The following is a 16,570-nucleotide window of genomic DNA, read 5'->3' on the forward strand; positions in this document are numbered from 1 at the left end:
TCAGATCATCTCGACAACGCCACGGTCCAGTCGCGACCGCCCAACATGATCGGAGACAATGATGAAATCCGCAATTCTCGTCTTGCTGCCTTTTGCCGGCGTTGCCCTGGCATCGCCGGCGACCGGTGAGGCCTCCAAGACGCTCGATCTCGTCGGGGTGAGCGCCGTCGTCATCACCGGCGAAGCCAGTTCCGTCAAGCTCACCACTTCGTCCGCGGCACCCTACCACGCGACGATCAGCGGCCGCCGTGAAGGCTGGTTTGCGAGCTGGTATTCGAGTTGGTTCGCCAGTGACTGCCGTTCCGCCAGCGACATGAAGCTGGTGGCCTCGACGCTACGCATCGATGTTGCTCCCTCCTCGTGGCTGGATCCTTCGGACTGCGTGGTCGAGATCAACGCCAACATCCAACCCGAGAGTTCCGTGTCGATCGACCAAGCGGCGCTGCAAGCCAACATGGCGGGGAATTTCTCTACTATCGCCATCGCGGGCAAGGCCGCCGATGTTTCACTCGACGGGCATGCTTCGAGCATCGATCTCAAGGGCGAGGCGCTGAAGGTCAATCTCTTCTATGGCAGCATCCGGCAGGACGAAAACATCGCGATTGCCGGCAAGGCGCTGGATGCCACGCTGTCCTTCGGCCAGCAGGTTCCGATCAGCTATTCGGTGACAGCATTGGCGTCCTTCGTCGACAGTTCGCTTCCCAACACCGCCGGCGCCAAACCCTCGATCGTCATCAAGGGCGATTTCGTTCGCGCGACGATCCGCTGAATAAAAAACCCGCCACAAGGGCGGGTTTTTTATCTGCAGGCAGCCAATGCGGCTTGAGCGTTCTTCGACCTTACAGGCCAAAACCTTCGAAGCGCTTCTTGAACTTCGACAGGCGGCCGCCGCGGTCGAGCAGGGTCTGCTGGCCGCCGGTCCAGGCCGGATGGGTCGTCGGGTCGATATCGAGGTTCATCGTATCGCCTTCCTTGCCCCAGGTCGAACGGGTCATGTATTCGGTGCCGTCGGTCATGACGACCTTGATGGTGTGGTAGTCGGGATGGATGTCGGTCTTCATGGTTCTGTTCCTGGCTTGCCGGGTGCTGCCGACGGGCTGAAGCCTGCGTCGATGCGCCCCTTTTTAAAACTCGAAGCCGCAGCTATTGAGGAGCCACGGCTTCTAAAACGGTCGGCGAGCCTATACATCAGCCGGAATTGAATCACAAGGCCGCGGCAAGCGCATATTGATGGCGCAAACCTCAAAAGGCCAAAGGACACGGTCATGGCGAACATCAGCGGCGATGCAGACGAGCGCAGGCGCTCGCTGAGGCCGCTGCAGCGCCTGTTTCCCTACATCACCCATTACCGCAAAATGGTCATCGGCGCGATCATCTCGCTGGCCGTCGCGGCGGCGACGACGCTGGCGCTGCCACTGGCCGTGCGGCGGATGATCGATCACGGCTTTTCCGCTTCCGATTCCAGCTTCATTGCCGAATATTTCGCCATGCTGGTGGTGATGGCCGCCGTGCTGGCGGCGGCGTCTGCCAGCCGCTACTATTTCGTCATCACGCTGGGCGAGCGCGTCGTTGCCGATATCCGCCGCGATGTCTTTGCCCACGTCACGACGCTGTCGCCCTCCTTCTTCGACACGGCCCAGTCGGGCGAGATCGTCTCGCGGCTCGCCGCCGACACGACACAGGTCAAATCGGCCGTGGGTGCTACCGCCTCGGTGGCTTTGCGCAACGTCATCCTCGGCCTTGGCGCCGTGGCGATGATGGTCTTCACCAGCCCAAAACTGTCCGGCCTGGTCATCGCGGCCATTCCGTTAATCGTGCTGCCGCTGGTCGCCTTCGGCCGCTCGGTGCGGCGCAAGTCACGGCTGGCGCAGGATACTCTGGCCAATGCCACCGCCTATGCCAGCGAGCAGATCGGCGCGGTCCGCACCCTGCAGGCCTTCACCAACGAGAAGCTTGTCACCGGGTATTTTTCATCCGCCGTGGAAGCAGCGTTCGAAGCGGCGCGGGCCTCGATCTTTGCCCGCTCCTTTCTCACCTTCTTCGCCATCTTCATGATCTTTTCCTCGGTGGTGGCGGTGCTGTGGTTCGGTTCGCGCGACGTGCTCGACGGCACGCTGTCGCCAGGTACGCTTGGCCAATTCCTGCTCTATTCGGTGTTCGCTGCTGGCGCGCTCGGCGCCTTGTCGGAGGTCTGGGGCGAACTGTCCCAGGCAGCAGGCGCTGCCGAACGGCTGACCGAGATCCTGGCCGAGAAACCCGCGATCCAGGCGCCCGCCGATCCGAAGCCGCTGCCGGCAAAGGCGAGAGGCGCGATCAGCTTCGACGATGTCTCCTTCTCCTATCCGGCCCGGCCCGACCGCGCCGCCGTCCATGGCCTCAGCTTTCAGGTCAAACCCGGCGAGACGGTGGCGATCGTCGGACCATCCGGCGCCGGCAAGAGCACCGTGTTTTCGCTGCTTCTGCGCTTCTACGATCCGGAAGCCGGCAGGATCGTCATCGACGGAGTCGATCTGCGCGAGGCCGATCCGGCCGCGATCCGCGCGCGCATAGCCATCGTGCCGCAGGATGTCACCATCTTTGCCGCAAGCGCGCGCGACAATATCGGCTTTGGCCGGCCTGGCGCCAGCCAGGCCGAGATCGAGGCGGCGGCGAAAGACGCGCTTGCCGACGAGTTCATCCTGAAACTCGAAAAGGGCTATGACAGCCAGGTCGGCGAGCGCGGGGTGACGCTGTCGGGCGGCCAGCGCCAGCGCGTGGCGATCGCCCGCGCCATTTTGCGCGATGCGCCGATCCTTCTGCTCGACGAGGCGACCTCGGCACTCGATGCCGAAAGCGAGACGCTGGTGCAGACGGCGCTCGACCGGCTGATGCAGGGGCGTACCACGATCGTCATCGCCCATCGGCTGGCAACCGTGCTGAAGGCCGATCGCATCCTGGTCATGGATGGCGGCCGCATCGTCGAGGAAGGCACGCATCAGAGCCTGGTCGCCAAGGGCGGCATCTATGCGCGGCTGGCCAAGCTGCAGTTCGAAACCGGGGCGAATGCCTTCAGGGGCGCGGCCGAGTAGGTCCCCCAGCGACCGCTGGGATTCTTCAGCTACCGAAAGCTCGGCGTTTGCCGCGTCGATAGGCGATGAACAGGGGAACGCCGACAAGCAACGACAACAAAAGCATGCTGGCGACGGTCTGGCGCTGCTCCTTTGCCGGATCGCTGAGCTGCACATCGGCAGGCGGCTCTTCATAGGTAAAATCGTACTGCCACCGGATTTCGTCCGCGACGTCATCGACGGTTTTCAGATAGTCGGCAATCGCCTTGGCCGGCACTTCAGTTGCCAGGCTCTGAAAGTTCCATTCGACTTGAAATTCGGTGGGCGTGTTGGACCAGGACGCCTTGAGAGACAGATAGGGCGTCACGACGTTTTTCATCGACTCGCCGGAAAACCTCGCCTTGAGGTTGCGCACCGTTATCTTGTGACGCCGGTAGAACTGGGGGCCGATGGAGACGGGCCCGGTTCGGTCGACGATTGTCGGGGCTGGAAGAGAGTTGTTGCCGAGATCGGCCGCGCGGATCGGGAAATTCTTTGCCAGATCGTTGGCCGCCAGCGCCTCTGCCGGCAAGCGATAACTTTCCTTCACGCTCACTATGTTGTCGTCGCGGCGATCCACGATTTCCGGCTTGGCGACGGTTTGGATGCCCGGATATTGCTTGTTGTAGTATTTCAGGTAGGCGTCCGACACCTCGCTCAGCGACCGGCTGGCCAAATTGCCGCGCATCCAATCGGCATCGGCGTCCTGATATGTCGAGAAGACCGTCAGCACGAGGGGATCGCCCGGTTTCCGCGGAAAATCGAAGTCCTCGGCGATCTGGATCGATGGGCTGGTAAGCACAGGACTCGGCATCTTCTCCAATCCGCCGGTGCTGGAAAGCGGCAGCGCGAAGCCGTAGTCCGACTGTGCGAGATTGGGCGCCTTGCCGCCCTGAAGATAGTCGGTAGCATCCAGCCAATATGTCTTTGTTCCGATCCTCGCCTTGACGATGGCATGGTCGAAATCGCGAAGCGCCGGCAGATGCTGGTCCAGGGCCCGCCCTTCGTCGAGATCGGCCAGGGCAACCTCGGCAGCAATGCCAAGCCGCACAAGCGAAGAAACCAGCAGCAGTGCCTTGTCCTTGCAGTCACCAAACCCGCTCAGGATGACGGTCGCGGGATCACGCGGAATGTAGGAACCGGCACCCATCGACAGGCTTACATAGCGGATCTGGTCCTGCACCAACCGCATTGCCTCGACCATCCGGTCTTCGGGCACTGGATGCCGCAGTGCGATGTCGTCGAGCTTTGCGGCAAAAGCCGAGGGAAAAACGGTCGCTGGCTTGTAATAGGGCGCAACAGCATCGACCACACTTTGCCAATTCGCGGTCGATGCGACATCGATAGAGCCCCAGCCTGGATATGTCACGGGCAGGTTGTCCTCGACATTGACCGGTTTCGGGTTTGGAATTTCCCACAGATAGGTCGTGTCCGGCCCTGTCGACGAGATCGAAGGCTTGAGTTGGGTCCCCCTTGTCTTGGTCTCGAGCGGCTGGCCCGAAGGCCAAATGATGCTCGTGCGGATAAGCGCTACCGGCTCTTCCCATTCGGTGGAGAAATTCTTGAAGAAGAGATCCTTGCCAACGAGCGGCGTTATCTCATAGGTCGATCCGTAATCAACGATGTCGCCGGCGCGCACGTCATCGATGTTGACATGTGCTGTCAGCCAGCCGTCGAAGACGCCTTTCTCGGCATCTCTTTCCCTGCGGAAGATGTCGAATTCGACGTCTTCCAGCCGGTCCAAAACGGCGCCGTCGCGGATGATGTGAAGATGGTTGAGCGTGACCTTGTGCCGGGACGGATCGAATTGCAGATCGATACTCGCGCCCCGATCCAGCCCGGGACGGTCAACGATTTTATAGACTGTGCGCGAGTACTCGACATAGCCGCCGGCGCGATGCTTGATCTGGTCGTCCGAGAGCAGCCATGAAACGCCATTCTTGATTTGATCCGATCGGGTGGGATCGGCAGCCGGAATATCAACCTGCATTACCCAGCTTTCCGCGGGGCCCTTGAGAACCATGTCGTCGGACATGGCCGGAGAACTCAGGCCGATCAACAAGATGAAAAATACCAAGCGGGGCCAGAAAGACTTCATCCTACGAAAACTGTAACAGGCAGACATCTACGCTCGCCCAACTTGGAAGAACTCCTTTTTCAGAGGCTTTCCTGCCAAAGTAAAGGCCAGTTTCGCGGATTTCTGCAGTCACCGCAGCAAGAACCAGGAACAGACGAAGCGACTCAGTTACCGTACCGCTTCTTCAGATGATCGGTGAAATGCACGGCATTGAGCTTTTCGCCCGTGGCGCGTTCGAGCAGTTCCGGCGTCGACCAGCGCGAGCCTTGCGACCAGATCCTTTTGCGGCGCCAGTCGTTGATCGCGGCGAAATCTCCCTTGGCGAGGTCTTCGTCGGCTGAAGGATGATCTCTGGTCAGTGCCGCCCATTGCTGCGCCGCCATCATGGCGCCCAGCGTATAGGAAGGGAAATAGCCAAAGGCGGCGCCCGGCCAGTGGACGTCCTGCATCGGACCATCAGCCGGATTGTCTGATGTCGACAGGCCGAGATAATCGCGCATCTTGGCATCCCAGGCCTCGGGCAGGTCGGCTGCCTCAAGCCGCCCCGAGACAAGCTCCTGCTCCAGCTCGTAGCGCAGGATGATGTGCAGCGGATAGGTGACCTCGTCGGCATCGACGCGGATCAGGCCGCGCTCGACCCGGTGCACATGCGGCAGGATGTCGTCGATCGTCCAGCTCTCGCCGAGGTGCCTTTCGACCACCGGCAGCGCCCAGCGCCAGAATTCTGGATTGCGGCCGATCTGCTTTTCGACGAACAGGCTCTGGCTTTCATGCACCGCCATGCCGCGCGCTCTGCCGAGCGGCCAGTGTGCCCACGCCTTCGGCAGGTTCTGCTCGTACAGCGCATGGCCGGTCTCGTGCAGCACGCCCATCAACGCCGACAGGAAATCCGAGGTCTTGTAGCGGGTGGTGATGCGCACGTCGCTCGGCACGCCGCCGCAGAAGGGATGGTGCGAAACCGACAGCGAGCCGTGGGTGAGGTCGAAGCCGACTGCCGCCATCATGGCGAGGCCAAGCTCGCGCTGCTTGTCCAAGGGGTAGCTGCCGGAAAGCGGCTTTAGCGGATGTTTCGCCAGCCGCTCTTCCTGCACGGCCAGTGCCTCCGGTACGAAGCCTTTCAGGAAGGCCTTCAACTCGGCAAACACCGGCGTGATGTCGGCGGTGCGATTGCCCGGGTCATATTGCTCCATCAGCGCGTCGTAAGGCTCGAGCCCGAGCACCTCGGCGCGAAGTGTCGCCTCCTCGCGGACCAGCGCCACGACGCCTTCGAGTGCCGGCAGGAAGCCGGCCCAGTCGTTCTTGGCGCGCAGGTCGCGCCAGAGCTGCTCGGAGCGCATGCGTACAGTCGTCTGGCGCTCGACGAACTCGACCGGCAGGCAGGTCAGGTTGGTGTACTGCCGGCGGAATTCCCTGACCGCGGCCTGCTGCTCTTCGTTCAACGCCTCCTGCTCGGCCGCCGCGATCCAGTCGGCAATCTCCGGCGCAGTCGCCTGGGTGTGGTGCATGCCGGCAAGCGCCGACATCGCCTCGGCGCGCTTCTCGCCGCCGCCGACCGCCATATGGGTCGCCTCGTCGGCGCCGAGAATGGCGAGGGCATGTTCCAGCGCTTCGAGCTTGTGGCCGAGGTCGTCGAGTTTTTGAAAGGACATGGTGGGTTCCGCTGATTTGACGGCGGGAAAAGATACCAACGCAAAAGTGTTGGCAACCCCTGAAGACCGTCTGCGACCGATGCATTGACTGCCGGCCGCAACGGCCGAACGGCATCTTGCGGAAGCGTGGCGTGCGTGATCAATGTCGTCGGCGGCGGCAGACCGCAATGGGGGAGACGAGATATGATCGCCAATGTGCTGGTCGGGCTGGTGGCCGTGATCCACCTCTGCATCGTCTATCTGGAGACGGTGCTGTGGGACACGCCGCGCGGCCACATGGTATTCAAGCTGACGCCGGAATTCGCCAGTGCCTCGAAAGTGCTTGCGGCCAATCAGGGACTTTACAACGGTTTTCTCGCAGCCGGGCTGATCTGGGGGCTTTACCTCGGCGAAGCCGGTTTCCAGTTCAAAGTCTTCTTCCTGCTCTGCGTCGCCGTCGCCGGTCTCTACGGCGCGGCGACGGTGGGCCGTAAAATCCTGTTCATCCAGACAGTGCCGGCAATGCTGGCGCTGATTGCGCTGGCGTTGGGCTAGCGCATGATCCCTGAACCGAAAACTGGAAAAGGATCATACGCAAAATCAATTGCCACAGCGCCGGGCGCTGCGGCCGATCTCAGCCGCCTGGATAGTTTGGGCCGTAGCCGTTAGGATAGTATCCGCCATCGCCGCCGTTGCCGATGAGGAAGGCACTGCCGGTATCAGCGCGTAGCTTTTGGCTGACATCGTCGAGCTGCGCCAGCAACTGCTGATATTGCGTGCTCGGCATCGTTCCATCGCGCGCGGCCCTCTGGGCGGCCCGATCGAGTTGAGCGACCTGCGTGCGCAAGTCACGCGCCTCGCCCGGCTCGAGCTTGTTCGCCCGGATGGCGCCCTGGATACCCGTCTCCACGCTCTGGATCTGATTGATCAAGGCCGTCACACGCGGGCCGGCGTAAGCGCCAGCAAACGGAACGGCGAGGAGAAGTGTGGCGAGCGTAGCAGTCCTGAGGTTCCCGGGAGCGAAGAAGCGCATGGTTGCGTCTCCTTTACTGGGGAAGGCGGTGGTTGGGAGGGGCCCGCCTTCCGGCCGCGGGCCGTCAGGTTCCGTCGCGTCGCGATGAGCGGTTCCACCGCCGGCGGTTCTCGGCCCATGACCAAGGCTAAAAGGTGGTGGTGGCAAAGTGTAATTAAAAAAAGGTAATTTTTTCAGCTCTTGCCGCTGCCGCACCAGTGCCCTAGATGCCGCCGACTTGAGCCGGCTCGATCCGGTGCATGTAACGAGCCAAAGGCTTGCAGATCACCGCTCGGTCAGCTTCAGCTCGATGCGGCGGTTCTTGTTGCGCGCCTCTTCGGTATCGGCGGGGTCGAGCGGCTGGAATTCGCCGAAGCCGGCGGCGACCAGCCGGTTGGCCGGGACGCCGTTCTCGATCAGGAACTTGACCACCGACGTCGAGCGCGCCGTCGACAATTCCCAATTGTCGCGGTAGCGGCCGGTGCCGGAGAGCGGCTTGTTGTCGGTGTGGCCGTCGACGCGCAGCACCCAGTTGATCTCCGGCGGGATCTCCTTCTGCAATTCGATGATGGCATCGGCGAGCTTCTTCATTTCGACCTTGCCGGCATCGTTGATCACTTCGGAGCCGGTCGGGAAAAGCACTTCCGACTGGAAGACGAAGCGGTCGCCGACGATGCGGATGTTCTCGCGGTCGGCGAGAATTTCACGTAAGCGGCCGAAGAAATCGGAGCGGTAGCGGTTCAGTTCCTGCACGCGTTGCGCCAGCGCGACGTTGAGGCGGCGGCCGAGATCGGCAATCTTGGTGTTGGACTCGCGATCGCGCGTTTCGGACACGTTGAGCGCTTCTTCGAGCGCTCCGATTTGCCTGCGTAGCGCCGCGATCTGCTGGTTGAGGATTTCAACCTGGCTCAGTGCCTGTTGACTGATCTGGCGCTGGCTGTCGAGCTCGCCGGAAAGTGCCGTTGCGCGCTGGTTGGCGGCGTCGCCGGCGCCAGCGCCTTGCGCCAGCAATTGTTCGAGCCGGCTCTTTTCCGCCTCCGATGCAGACAGCGAGGCCTGCAAATTGGCAAGGGTGTCCTCCTTGTCCTGCGTCGTCGAGCGCTCCAGCGCCAGAAGCTGGGTCAACTCATTGATCTGGGAGTTGAGGCGGTTGAGCACCGTGTCCTTGCCGGAGATCTCGCGGCCGAGCAGGAACTGCGCCAGCACGAAAACCGTGAGCAGGAACATGATCGCCAACAGCAGCGTCGACAGCGCATCGACGAAGCCAGGCCAGTAATCGATGCGGCGGTCGGAGCGCCGGCCTCGTGCCAACGCCACGTCAATGCACTCCAGGTTTCTTCAAGGCGTCGGCGATCTTCTCCAGGGTGTTGCGCATCGCCTTCTGCTCGTCGGACTGGGCCTCGACCCAGTCGCGCATGATCTGCTGTTCCGAGCGCATGTTCTTGACCAGGCCAGAAATGCCGTCGGCGAGATTGGCCATGGCGGTGGCGACGCGCGGATTGGAGCCGCCGCCATTCTCCTGCAGGGTGCGCAGCTTTTCCGACAACAGACGGATTTCATCGGAGGGTTCGCTCTTGGCCGCGTCGGCAACGACGATGTCGGAGGACAGGTCGGTGACCGAGGACAGCCAGTTCTCGAGCTCGGTATAGAAGCGCGTCTGGGCGCGGCCGGCCTGCAGGTCGAGGAAGCCGAGCACCAGCGAGCCGGACAGGCCGAACAGAGACGACGAGAAAGCGGTGCCCATGCCGGCCAAAGGGGCGGAAAGCCCCTGCTTCAGGGATTCGAGCACGGCCGCTGCGTCGCCGGTGCCGGGATCGAGCGACTCGATGGTTTCGCGGATCGAGCCGATCGTGTTGAGCAGGCCCCAGAAGGTGCCGAGCAGGCCGAGGAACACCAGCAGCCCGACAAGGTAGCGCGAGGTGTCGCGGCTTTCGTCGAGGCGGGTGGCGATCGAATCCAGCATGGTGCGCATCGAACTGGTCGAGAAGGCAATCGTCGAGGAGCGGCCGATCATCGCCTTCATCGGCGCCAGCAGCACGGGTTCGGTGGTTTCGGAACCGGCGCGGAACGAATTGACCCAGCGCACCTCGCGGAACAACCGGCCGACCTGGACGAAGGCCAGCAGGATGCCGACCGCCAGCACGCCGATGATCAGGCCGTTGAGGCCGGGATTGGTGACGAAGGCGGTCGAGATCTGGCGGGTCAGGATGGCGGCGATAAAGGCCACGATGAACAGAAAGATCACCATGGTCAGCAGAAAGACCTGCGGGCTCGACAATTTGTGCGGGTCGTAGATCAGAACGTCGGAGCGCCTGCCCATGCCGAAGGATCTGAGTAAAGTCATCCGTGCCCCGTTTCCGATGCCATCGCCGCCGATCACATTGTGTTTGCGACTCTAAACGGAATTGTGACGAAATTGAATGGCGCTTGGCAATATTGCCACTGTCCGCGACCGGAGGTCAAAGCCGGTTGATGACCAGGCAGTCGACCATGGCGGCCAGATGCAGGCCGGCGCCGGTGACGACAAAGCCGTGCCACAGCGCATTGTGGAAGCGCAGGCCTTTCCAGGCGAAGAAGATCACGCCACAGGAATAGACGATGCCGCCGGCAACGATGAGGGCGATCGATGTCGCCGGCAGCGTCCGTAGGAGCGGCTCCACCAGAACGATGCCGCTCCAGCCGATGGCGAGATAGAACACGATTGCCAGCCGGTCGAAACGGCCGGGGAGAAAGACCTTGATGGCGATGCCGACCGTCGCGGCGATCCAGACCAGGACGATCATCGAAACAGCCAGCGGCGAGCCGCCGAGCTGGGCAAGGAACGGCGTGTAGGTCGCAGCGATCAGCAGGTAGATCGCCGCATGGTCGAAGCGCCGCAATATCCATTTCGCCGGCGACGATACCGGCCACAGATTATAGGCCAGCGAAACCGACAGCACGGTGAGCAGCGAGACCACATAGAAGGCGGCGGCGACATATTCGCCGGGGCCGGTTCGATAGGCGGCCAGTGCCAGCAACGTCGAGCCGGCAGCGATCGCCAGCACGATGCCCACGGCGTGGACGATACCGTCGGCGATGATCTCGGCGCGCGAGTAATGCCAGCGCCCCATGAAGGGGATGTCGAGCTGGGATAATTCGCTCTGGGATGTGGGCCGGCTGTTCGTCATCGATGATCCTGCGTCGCCTTATCTGGGCGGCCGCGGGACAGTATTTCAAGCTTTGGTTGCGGTTTTGCGACTGCGGCGCTTCAGCGCGGCGCGACTACATCAGCGCGCTGGGAGCGGCTTCTTCACCGTCTTCAACAGCGCGCGTTGCATGAGTTCGTTGCCGGCAACGACCGAACCGGCGGTCAGCATGTCCTGGCCGCCGGCAAAATCGGAGACGAAGCCGCCCGCCTCGCGGATCAGCAACATGCCGGCGGCAATATCCCAGGCCGACAGGCCGATTTCCCAAAAACCGTCCATGCGGCCGGCGGCGACGTAGGCGAGATCGAGCGAGGCGGAGCCGAGGCTGCGCACGCCCGAGACCTCGGCCATGACATTGCGCAACTCGACAAGGAAATTGCCGTGCTGGCCACGCCCGAGATGCGGCACGCCGCAGCCGATCACCGCATCGACCAGCTTGGTGCGGCCGGCGACGCGCAACCGTCGATCGTTCATGAAGGCGCCGCCGCCACGCTCGGCGGTGTAGAGCTCGTCCATCGCCGGATTGTAGATGACGCCGGCGACGATCTGGCCTTGGCGCTCCAGCGCGATCGAGATCGCGAACAGCGGGATGCCGTGCAGGAAATTGGTGGTGCCGTCGAGCGGATCGACGATCCAGCGGTGCTGGCCGTCGTCGCCCTCGATCACGCCGCGTTCCTCCATCAGGAAGGCGTAGCCGGGCCGCGCCTTGGACAGTTCGGCAAAGACGATGTCTTCGGCCTTGCGGTCGGCCTGGCTGACATAGTCGCCCGGCCCCTTCATCGAGACCTGCAGGTTCTGCACTTCGCCGAAGTCGCGCGACAGCGAGCGGCCGGCCTTCATTGCGGCCTGGACCATGACATTGAGGATCGCGGAACGCGCCATTGCTCTTCTTCCTGTCGCTGCGCCTATCTGCTTTGACGCGTGATCCTATCCAAAAAGTCTGCCACTTTTCGGGATCACGCCTTAGTCGGCGCGGCGTACGTAAGTGATTTCGTTGGTATCGACGATGATACGCTCGCCCGAGCCGATGAACGGCGGCACCAGCACACGGATGCCGTTTTCGAGTATCGCCGGCTTGTAGGACGAGGCTGCCGTCTGGCCCCTCACCACCGGGTCGGCCTCGGTGATGGTCAGCGTCACCTGGTCGGGCAGCGAAATGCCGATCGGCCTTTCGTCATAGAGCTGGACCGTCACCATCATGCCGTCCTGCAGGAAGGCGGCGCGATCGCCGACGAACTCCTTTTGCAATTCGAGCTGCTCGTAGCTTTCGGTGTCCATGAACACCAGCGCGTCGCCCTGCTCGTAGAGGAAGGAAAAATCCTTCAGATCGAGCCGGATCTGCTCGACCGTCTCGGCCGAACGGAAGCGCTCGTTGAGCTTGGTGCCGTTGATCAGGTTCTTGAGTTCGACCTGGTTGTAGGCGCCGCCCTTGCCGGGCTTGACGGTGTTGGTCCTGACCGCCACCCAAAGGCCGCCATCATGCTCGATGACGTTGCCGGGACGGATTTCGTTGCCATTGATCTTGGCCATGGTGAGGTGATCCGGAAATGAGATGATCGCCGCAAAGGGCAATTTGGCGCCTCCAAGACCACAAATCGCTAGCAGAGGCAAGGAGCGCCTTCCGATGAAGCGGGAACGAAGCTCGCCCGGCAGCGCGGCGCGGCAGCCTCAGTCCGTCCTGACGATGGCGGTTACGGCCGCGCTCATGGCGTCGGCTACCTCTGTTAAAAGATGCAGGTGCGGCGAACGCAAGACGACAATTCGCAGCGACAGCTCGAGGCCGGGAGCGTCGACCAGGGCAATGCCCTCCGGCAGCTTTTCCTGCAGCAGCCGCTTGGGCAGCAGGCCAAGGCCTTGGCCTCGACGAACCCAGTCGATCTGCAGCGCGCTGTCCTGAATCTCGGCGCCGACCATCAACCTGTGGCCGCCCTCGGCAAGGGCAGCCGCCAGCCGCCGGCGCGCGTCGCAAGGTTCAGGACTGAGAACCCAGGGCATGGTCTTGACGTCGGCTTGCCGGCCGGTGTTTTCGGCGGCGATGATGGCGAGGGGCTCGGTTCCGACAACGCCGTCGCCAGTTTTGGAATTGCCGCCGTCCAGGATGAAGGCGAGGTCGAGCTGTCCGCGCTTGTGCTGGTCGGCCAGCTCAAGGCTCCAACCGCTCTTCAGACGCAGCGAAACCTTCGGAAACCGCGCCACGGCATCAGCAATGGCGGCGGCCACGGCTTTGTCGCAAAGTCCATGGGCGAGGCCGAGCCGCAGCAGACCCTCCGGCTCGTTGCCCCTGGCGAATGATCGCAGCGCGTCGACGGCGGCGAGAATGTCCTTGCCGCGTGCCAGCACCTCTACGCCGGCCGGGGTCAGTCGCGACGGCTTTAGCCGGCGGTCGAGCAATTCCGTGCCGAGCATCTCCTCCAGCCGCTGGATCTGGCGGGTGACGGCCGGCTGCGTCAACGGCAGGCGTCGAGCCACCTTCTGAATCGAACCCTCCTCGGCAAAGAGGGCCAGTGTTTTCAGTTCTTCGAGCACGAGACACCTGAACATGTCAGAGAGGCATAATTATGCTGAACATTATGAATTTGAAATCCGATGGATGGCAAGCGATTTTCCTCCGGCAGCACCAGCAGAGAAGGAACACGATGAAAGCGATCGAATTGCAGAGCCCGGGCGGCCTCGAGAATCTCAGAATGGTCGAGCGGCCGATGCCTGAACCAGGGCGCCAAGAGATGATTGTGAAGGTGAAGGCGACGGCGCTGAACTACCGCGATGCCGAGATCGTCCGCGGCAGCTATCACACGAAGTTTGCATTGCCGCTGGTGCCGCTGTCGGACGGCGTCGGCGAAGTCGTAGCCGTCGGCGCCGAGGTCAGCAGGTTCCAGATCGGCGACCGGGTCTGCGGCACGTTCTGGCAGCGCTGGGTCGGCGGCAGTTTCGCGATGGCCGAGCCCTCCTATCAACGTGGCGGCCCGATCGACGGGCTGCTCAGCGAATTTGCTCGGCTCGATGAACAGGCGGCGGTGCTGGCGCCGGCCAATCTGAGCGACTTCGAGGCGGCGACGCTGCCCTGCGCCGGCGTGACGGCATGGCACGCGCTGTTTACAGAGGGCAGCGTCGAGCCCGGCGACACCGTACTTTGTCTCGGCACCGGCGGCGTTTCCTTGTTTGCGATGCAATTCGCCGCCGCTGCCGGGGCGCGCGTCATCGTGACGTCGAGCAGCGACGAGAAACTTGCACGGGCAAAGCAACTGGGCGCGCATGATGGCGTGAACTATCGCAGCGTCCCCGACTGGGCATCGGCCGTGTTGGGATTGACGGATGGGCGCGGCGCCGACCATATCATCGAGGTTGGCGGACCGCAGAGTTTTACACAATCGCTGAGGGCAGCGGCGCGCGGCGCCCAGATCAACGTCATCGGCTATCTCGGCGGCAGTGACGGCGCCATCAACCCGCTCGACATCTTCCGCCGGCAGGTCAGGGCGCGAGGCATACCGGTGGGCTCACGCGAATCCTTCGAGGCGATGAACCGCGCCATTGTCGTCAACCGATTGAGACCGGTGATCGACCGGGTCGTACCGTGGACCCAGGCCGCCGAAGCCTTTCGGTACCTTGAACACGGCTCGCCCTTCGGCAAGGTCGTGCTCGATCATACGCAATGAGCCTCGCGCTTGCGAGTCCGGGTGCAATGAGTCGCGAGATCACAGTCAGGGCAGGCGATTGGCCCGTTGCAGCGCCTGCTGCGTCTGCTCGTCGGTCAGGCCCTGCAGGAAATCATCCATCTCTTGGTCGATGAGCCCAGCGCGGCGGGCGACAACATACCAGGCGCCGGCGAGGATCAGATCCGGATCGGTGCCGATGCCGTTCATGTAGAGCTTGGCGAGACGGTTCTGGGCGGCGACGTTGCCGCCTTCTGCGGCCTGCTTCATCCAGTTAAAGCCCGATTTCAGGTCGCGGGCGCCGCCGCGCCCCTCGATCATCCAGGTGGCGAGATCGATCTGCGCCGTGTCGTAGTTCTGCCGCGCAGCCTGTGCCAGCAGGCCGCGGGCGCGGACATCGTCGCGCGGCTTGCCGCCGGCGCCATTGGCGTAGACCTGTGCCATCGCATATTGTGCGTCGGCAAGCCCGGTCGCGGCGGCGCGCTCGTAATAGGATACGGCTTTGGCAATACCGGCATCGCCGGGCTCCTGTTCCACCATCAGCTGGGCAAAATTAAACTGCGCCAGGCGGTTGCCGGCTTCGGCGGCGGCCTGCATCAGCGCATAGGCCTCCTTCTCGTCCTTTTTGACGTAGCGGCCATCGAGCAGCATCAGCGCATACTGGAATTGCGATTCCGGGATGCCCTGCTCGGCGGCAAGCGCATACCACTTCGCCGCCCCTGCCGCGTCGACCGGCACGCCGAGGCCGCGCGACAATATCTCGGCCACCAGCGTCTGTGCCGCCGGATCGCCGTTTTGAGCACGGGAAATCGCAAGGTTGTAGGCCGTCTTGTAGAGGCCGCGCTGAAAGGCGCCGTAGGCGGCGTCGGACGGTTTTGCGCCGAAGCGGTCGGGGTTGATGGTATCGGCCGACGGCAAAGGGGCCGTGGTGGCGGGCTGCGGCAATGGTGGGAGAAACGGCTTGTCGGCAGGCTCGCTGGAATCCGGCCTCGGCTGCGGCAGCGGAACGGGTTCCGCCGCTATCGCCTGGGTTACGGCCGTTGCGAGAAAAGCGCTGAAAAGGATCGTCCGAGAGAGCACGTCAGTCCTCGAAGCGCGGTGCGGTTTCGTCGAGCAGCGCGTTGGCGGTGGCAACCGCCGTCTTCGGATCGACGTCGCCGGCGAAAACCGCGCTGGAAAGCGCCACGAATTCGGCACCGGTGGCGGCGACAGCTTCCACCGAGGCAAGATCGGATCCGGCCATGACGATGCAAGGGATCTGGATCACGTCCGCCCACCATTGCCCGAGCGACAGGTTGCGGGGATGCGGCTCCGGCTTGTTGTCGTAGCCGAAGCGACCGAAGAAAATATAATCGGGCCTGACCTCGCCAAGTTCCAGCGCGTCGTCGCGGGTCTTGGCGCCGCCGGTGCCGACCATCATCCTGGCCTGGAAGTGTTCGATCGTTTCGGCGAGCTCGTCCTTGCCGACCTCGACATGGATGCCGTCGGCCTGGACGCGGCCGGCGATGCGGGTGTCGCCAGCAATGATGACGGCAATGCCGGCCGCTTGCGCCACCGGCACGATCTGCTCGGCAAAGGCCTGGAAGGCGGCCTCGTCCATGCCGTTTTCCGGCAGGATCAGCGAGGCGACGTCACCGCCGTCGAAGGCTGTGGCGATGCGCTCGGCCGGCACGTTCGGCGGCGCGATCAACACGATACGGCAGCGGTTGGGGGGCGTTGCGTCATTCATTGGTGTTCGGTCCCGGTTATCGCCTATGCCGGGCGAAGATGGTTGCATTGCGGCATAGAGCAAAGTGCGGGGATTGAACAGGCGGCAGGGGGATCACGATTGCCGGCTAGATCTATCGGAGTTGTGTGCGTCAAGTTCTGCAAAAATGGCGTGGCAGTAGCTGTGACGTCGGCGTGTCCGCCGCGCAGCCCCCGTGTTTAGCG

Annotated in this window: 16 protein-coding genes; 4 read left to right on the plus strand and 12 right to left on the minus strand. The window is 62.9% G+C overall.

The window, feature by feature from the left end:
• The first annotated feature begins 58 nt into the window (after positions 1-58).
• On the plus strand, positions 59-769 hold the full coding sequence (locus NKI50_RS24110; RefSeq protein ID WP_352717799.1) for a hypothetical protein: 711 nt from the start codon (positions 59-61) through the stop codon (positions 767-769).
• Between the two features lie 70 nt (positions 770-839).
• Here the strand turns inward: NKI50_RS24110 and rpmE are convergent, their stop codons facing one another.
• Complete coding sequence (gene rpmE / locus NKI50_RS24115; protein ID WP_006327661.1) at positions 840-1,061, minus strand: 50S ribosomal protein L31; 222 nt, start codon at positions 1,059-1,061, stop codon at positions 840-842.
• 204 nt (positions 1,062-1,265) lie between these two features.
• On the opposite strand from rpmE, the gene NKI50_RS24120 reads away from it, so the two are divergent.
• Complete coding sequence (locus NKI50_RS24120; RefSeq protein ID WP_352480929.1) at positions 1,266-3,068, plus strand: ABC transporter transmembrane domain-containing protein; 1,803 nt, start codon at positions 1,266-1,268, stop codon at positions 3,066-3,068.
• Positions 3,069-3,093: 25 nt separating this feature from the next.
• On the opposite strand, the gene NKI50_RS24125 is transcribed toward NKI50_RS24120, so the two are convergent.
• Complete coding sequence (locus NKI50_RS24125) at positions 3,094-5,076, minus strand: DUF3857 domain-containing protein (RefSeq protein WP_352717801.1); 1,983 nt, start codon at positions 5,074-5,076, stop codon at positions 3,094-3,096.
• A gap of 251 nt (positions 5,077-5,327) precedes the next feature.
• Positions 5,328-6,812, minus strand: coding sequence for a carboxypeptidase M32 (locus NKI50_RS24130; RefSeq protein ID WP_352480927.1), 1,485 nt, complete (start codon positions 6,810-6,812; stop codon positions 5,328-5,330).
• A 183-nt stretch (positions 6,813-6,995) separates the two neighbouring features.
• Here NKI50_RS24130 and NKI50_RS24135 point away from each other — a divergent pair, with 183 nt between their 5' ends.
• Entirely contained in the window at positions 6,996-7,346 is a 351-nt protein-coding gene (locus NKI50_RS24135) for a DUF1304 domain-containing protein (protein ID WP_352480926.1), read from the plus strand.
• Positions 7,347-7,425: 79 nt separating this feature from the next.
• Here NKI50_RS24135 and NKI50_RS24140 read toward each other — a convergent pair whose 3' ends face one another.
• The 7 genes from NKI50_RS24140 to NKI50_RS24170 all read right to left on the minus strand — a co-directional run bounded on the left by NKI50_RS24140 (position 7,426) and on the right by NKI50_RS24170 (position 13,529).
• Positions 7,426-7,824 carry a hypothetical protein gene (locus NKI50_RS24140; RefSeq protein WP_352717803.1) on the minus strand — a complete coding sequence of 133 codons (399 nt, stop codon included), beginning with the start codon at positions 7,822-7,824 and terminating at the stop codon, positions 7,426-7,428.
• A 264-nt stretch (positions 7,825-8,088) separates the two neighbouring features.
• Positions 8,089-9,120 (minus strand): peptidoglycan -binding protein, encoded by a 1,032-nt coding sequence (locus tag NKI50_RS24145; RefSeq protein ID WP_352480924.1) that lies wholly within the window; start codon positions 9,118-9,120, stop codon positions 8,089-8,091.
• A gap of 1 nt (position 9,121) precedes the next feature.
• Positions 9,122-10,147 carry a MotA/TolQ/ExbB proton channel family protein gene (locus NKI50_RS24150; protein ID WP_023719628.1) on the minus strand — a complete coding sequence of 342 codons (1,026 nt, stop codon included), beginning with the start codon at positions 10,145-10,147 and terminating at the stop codon, positions 9,122-9,124.
• 115 nt (positions 10,148-10,262) lie between these two features.
• Entirely contained in the window at positions 10,263-10,970 is a 708-nt protein-coding gene (trhA, locus tag NKI50_RS24155; RefSeq protein ID WP_023719627.1) for a PAQR family membrane homeostasis protein TrhA, read from the minus strand.
• Positions 10,971-11,069: 99 nt separating this feature from the next.
• A complete protein-coding gene (locus NKI50_RS24160) occupies positions 11,070-11,870 on the minus strand; it encodes an inositol monophosphatase family protein (protein WP_023719626.1) in 801 nt (266 codons plus the stop codon).
• 81 nt (positions 11,871-11,951) lie between these two features.
• Complete coding sequence (gene efp, locus NKI50_RS24165; RefSeq protein WP_023678016.1) at positions 11,952-12,518, minus strand: elongation factor P; 567 nt, start codon at positions 12,516-12,518, stop codon at positions 11,952-11,954.
• 138 nt (positions 12,519-12,656) lie between these two features.
• On the minus strand, positions 12,657-13,529 hold the full coding sequence (locus NKI50_RS24170; protein WP_352480922.1) for a LysR family transcriptional regulator: 873 nt from the start codon (positions 13,527-13,529) through the stop codon (positions 12,657-12,659).
• 95 nt (positions 13,530-13,624) lie between these two features.
• Between NKI50_RS24170 and NKI50_RS24175 the strand changes: the two genes are divergently transcribed.
• Positions 13,625-14,641 carry a zinc-dependent alcohol dehydrogenase family protein gene (locus tag NKI50_RS24175; RefSeq protein ID WP_023719624.1) on the plus strand — a complete coding sequence of 339 codons (1,017 nt, stop codon included), beginning with the start codon at positions 13,625-13,627 and terminating at the stop codon, positions 14,639-14,641.
• A 45-nt stretch (positions 14,642-14,686) separates the two neighbouring features.
• On the opposite strand, the gene NKI50_RS24180 is transcribed toward NKI50_RS24175, so the two are convergent.
• Positions 14,687-15,718 carry a tetratricopeptide repeat protein gene (locus NKI50_RS24180; protein WP_023719623.1) on the minus strand — a complete coding sequence of 344 codons (1,032 nt, stop codon included), beginning with the start codon at positions 15,716-15,718 and terminating at the stop codon, positions 14,687-14,689.
• A 1-nt stretch (position 15,719) separates the two neighbouring features.
• Positions 15,720-16,367, minus strand: a complete 648-nt coding sequence (locus NKI50_RS24185; RefSeq protein ID WP_352640137.1) for a thiamine phosphate synthase — start codon at positions 16,365-16,367, stop codon at positions 15,720-15,722.
• Between the last annotated feature and the right edge of the window lie 203 nt (positions 16,368-16,570).

Source organism: Mesorhizobium sp. M0563 (genome assembly GCF_040321065.1).
GTDB lineage: Bacteria > Pseudomonadota > Alphaproteobacteria > Rhizobiales > Rhizobiaceae > Mesorhizobium.

What these genes read in the sequence shown, in the direction of transcription:
- NKI50_RS24110 (WP_352717799.1), top strand. Translation starts at nt 59, where the DNA reads ATGATGAAATCCGCAATTCTCGTCTTGCTGCCTTTTGCCGGCGTTGCC.
- rpmE (WP_006327661.1), bottom strand. Translation starts at nt 1,061, where the DNA reads ATGAAGACCGACATCCATCCCGACTACCACACCATCAAGGTCGTCATG.
- NKI50_RS24120 (WP_352480929.1), top strand. Translation starts at nt 1,266, where the DNA reads ATGGCGAACATCAGCGGCGATGCAGACGAGCGCAGGCGCTCGCTGAGG.
- NKI50_RS24125 (WP_352717801.1), bottom strand. Translation starts at nt 5,076, where the DNA reads ATGCAGGTTGATATTCCGGCTGCCGATCCCACCCGATCGGATCAAATC.
- NKI50_RS24130 (WP_352480927.1), bottom strand. Translation starts at nt 6,812, where the DNA reads ATGTCCTTTCAAAAACTCGACGACCTCGGCCACAAGCTCGAAGCGCTG.
- NKI50_RS24135 (WP_352480926.1), top strand. Translation starts at nt 6,996, where the DNA reads ATGATCGCCAATGTGCTGGTCGGGCTGGTGGCCGTGATCCACCTCTGC.
- NKI50_RS24140 (WP_352717803.1), bottom strand. Translation starts at nt 7,824, where the DNA reads ATGCGCTTCTTCGCTCCCGGGAACCTCAGGACTGCTACGCTCGCCACA.
- NKI50_RS24150 (WP_023719628.1), bottom strand. Translation starts at nt 10,147, where the DNA reads ATGACTTTACTCAGATCCTTCGGCATGGGCAGGCGCTCCGACGTTCTG.
- trhA (WP_023719627.1), bottom strand. Translation starts at nt 10,970, where the DNA reads ATGACGAACAGCCGGCCCACATCCCAGAGCGAATTATCCCAGCTCGAC.
- NKI50_RS24160 (WP_023719626.1), bottom strand. Translation starts at nt 11,870, where the DNA reads ATGGCGCGTTCCGCGATCCTCAATGTCATGGTCCAGGCCGCAATGAAG.
- efp (WP_023678016.1), bottom strand. Translation starts at nt 12,518, where the DNA reads ATGGCCAAGATCAATGGCAACGAAATCCGTCCCGGCAACGTCATCGAG.
- NKI50_RS24170 (WP_352480922.1), bottom strand. Translation starts at nt 13,529, where the DNA reads ATGTTCAGGTGTCTCGTGCTCGAAGAACTGAAAACACTGGCCCTCTTT.
- NKI50_RS24175 (WP_023719624.1), top strand. Translation starts at nt 13,625, where the DNA reads ATGAAAGCGATCGAATTGCAGAGCCCGGGCGGCCTCGAGAATCTCAGA.
- NKI50_RS24185 (WP_352640137.1), bottom strand. Translation starts at nt 16,367, where the DNA reads ATGAATGACGCAACGCCCCCCAACCGCTGCCGTATCGTGTTGATCGCG.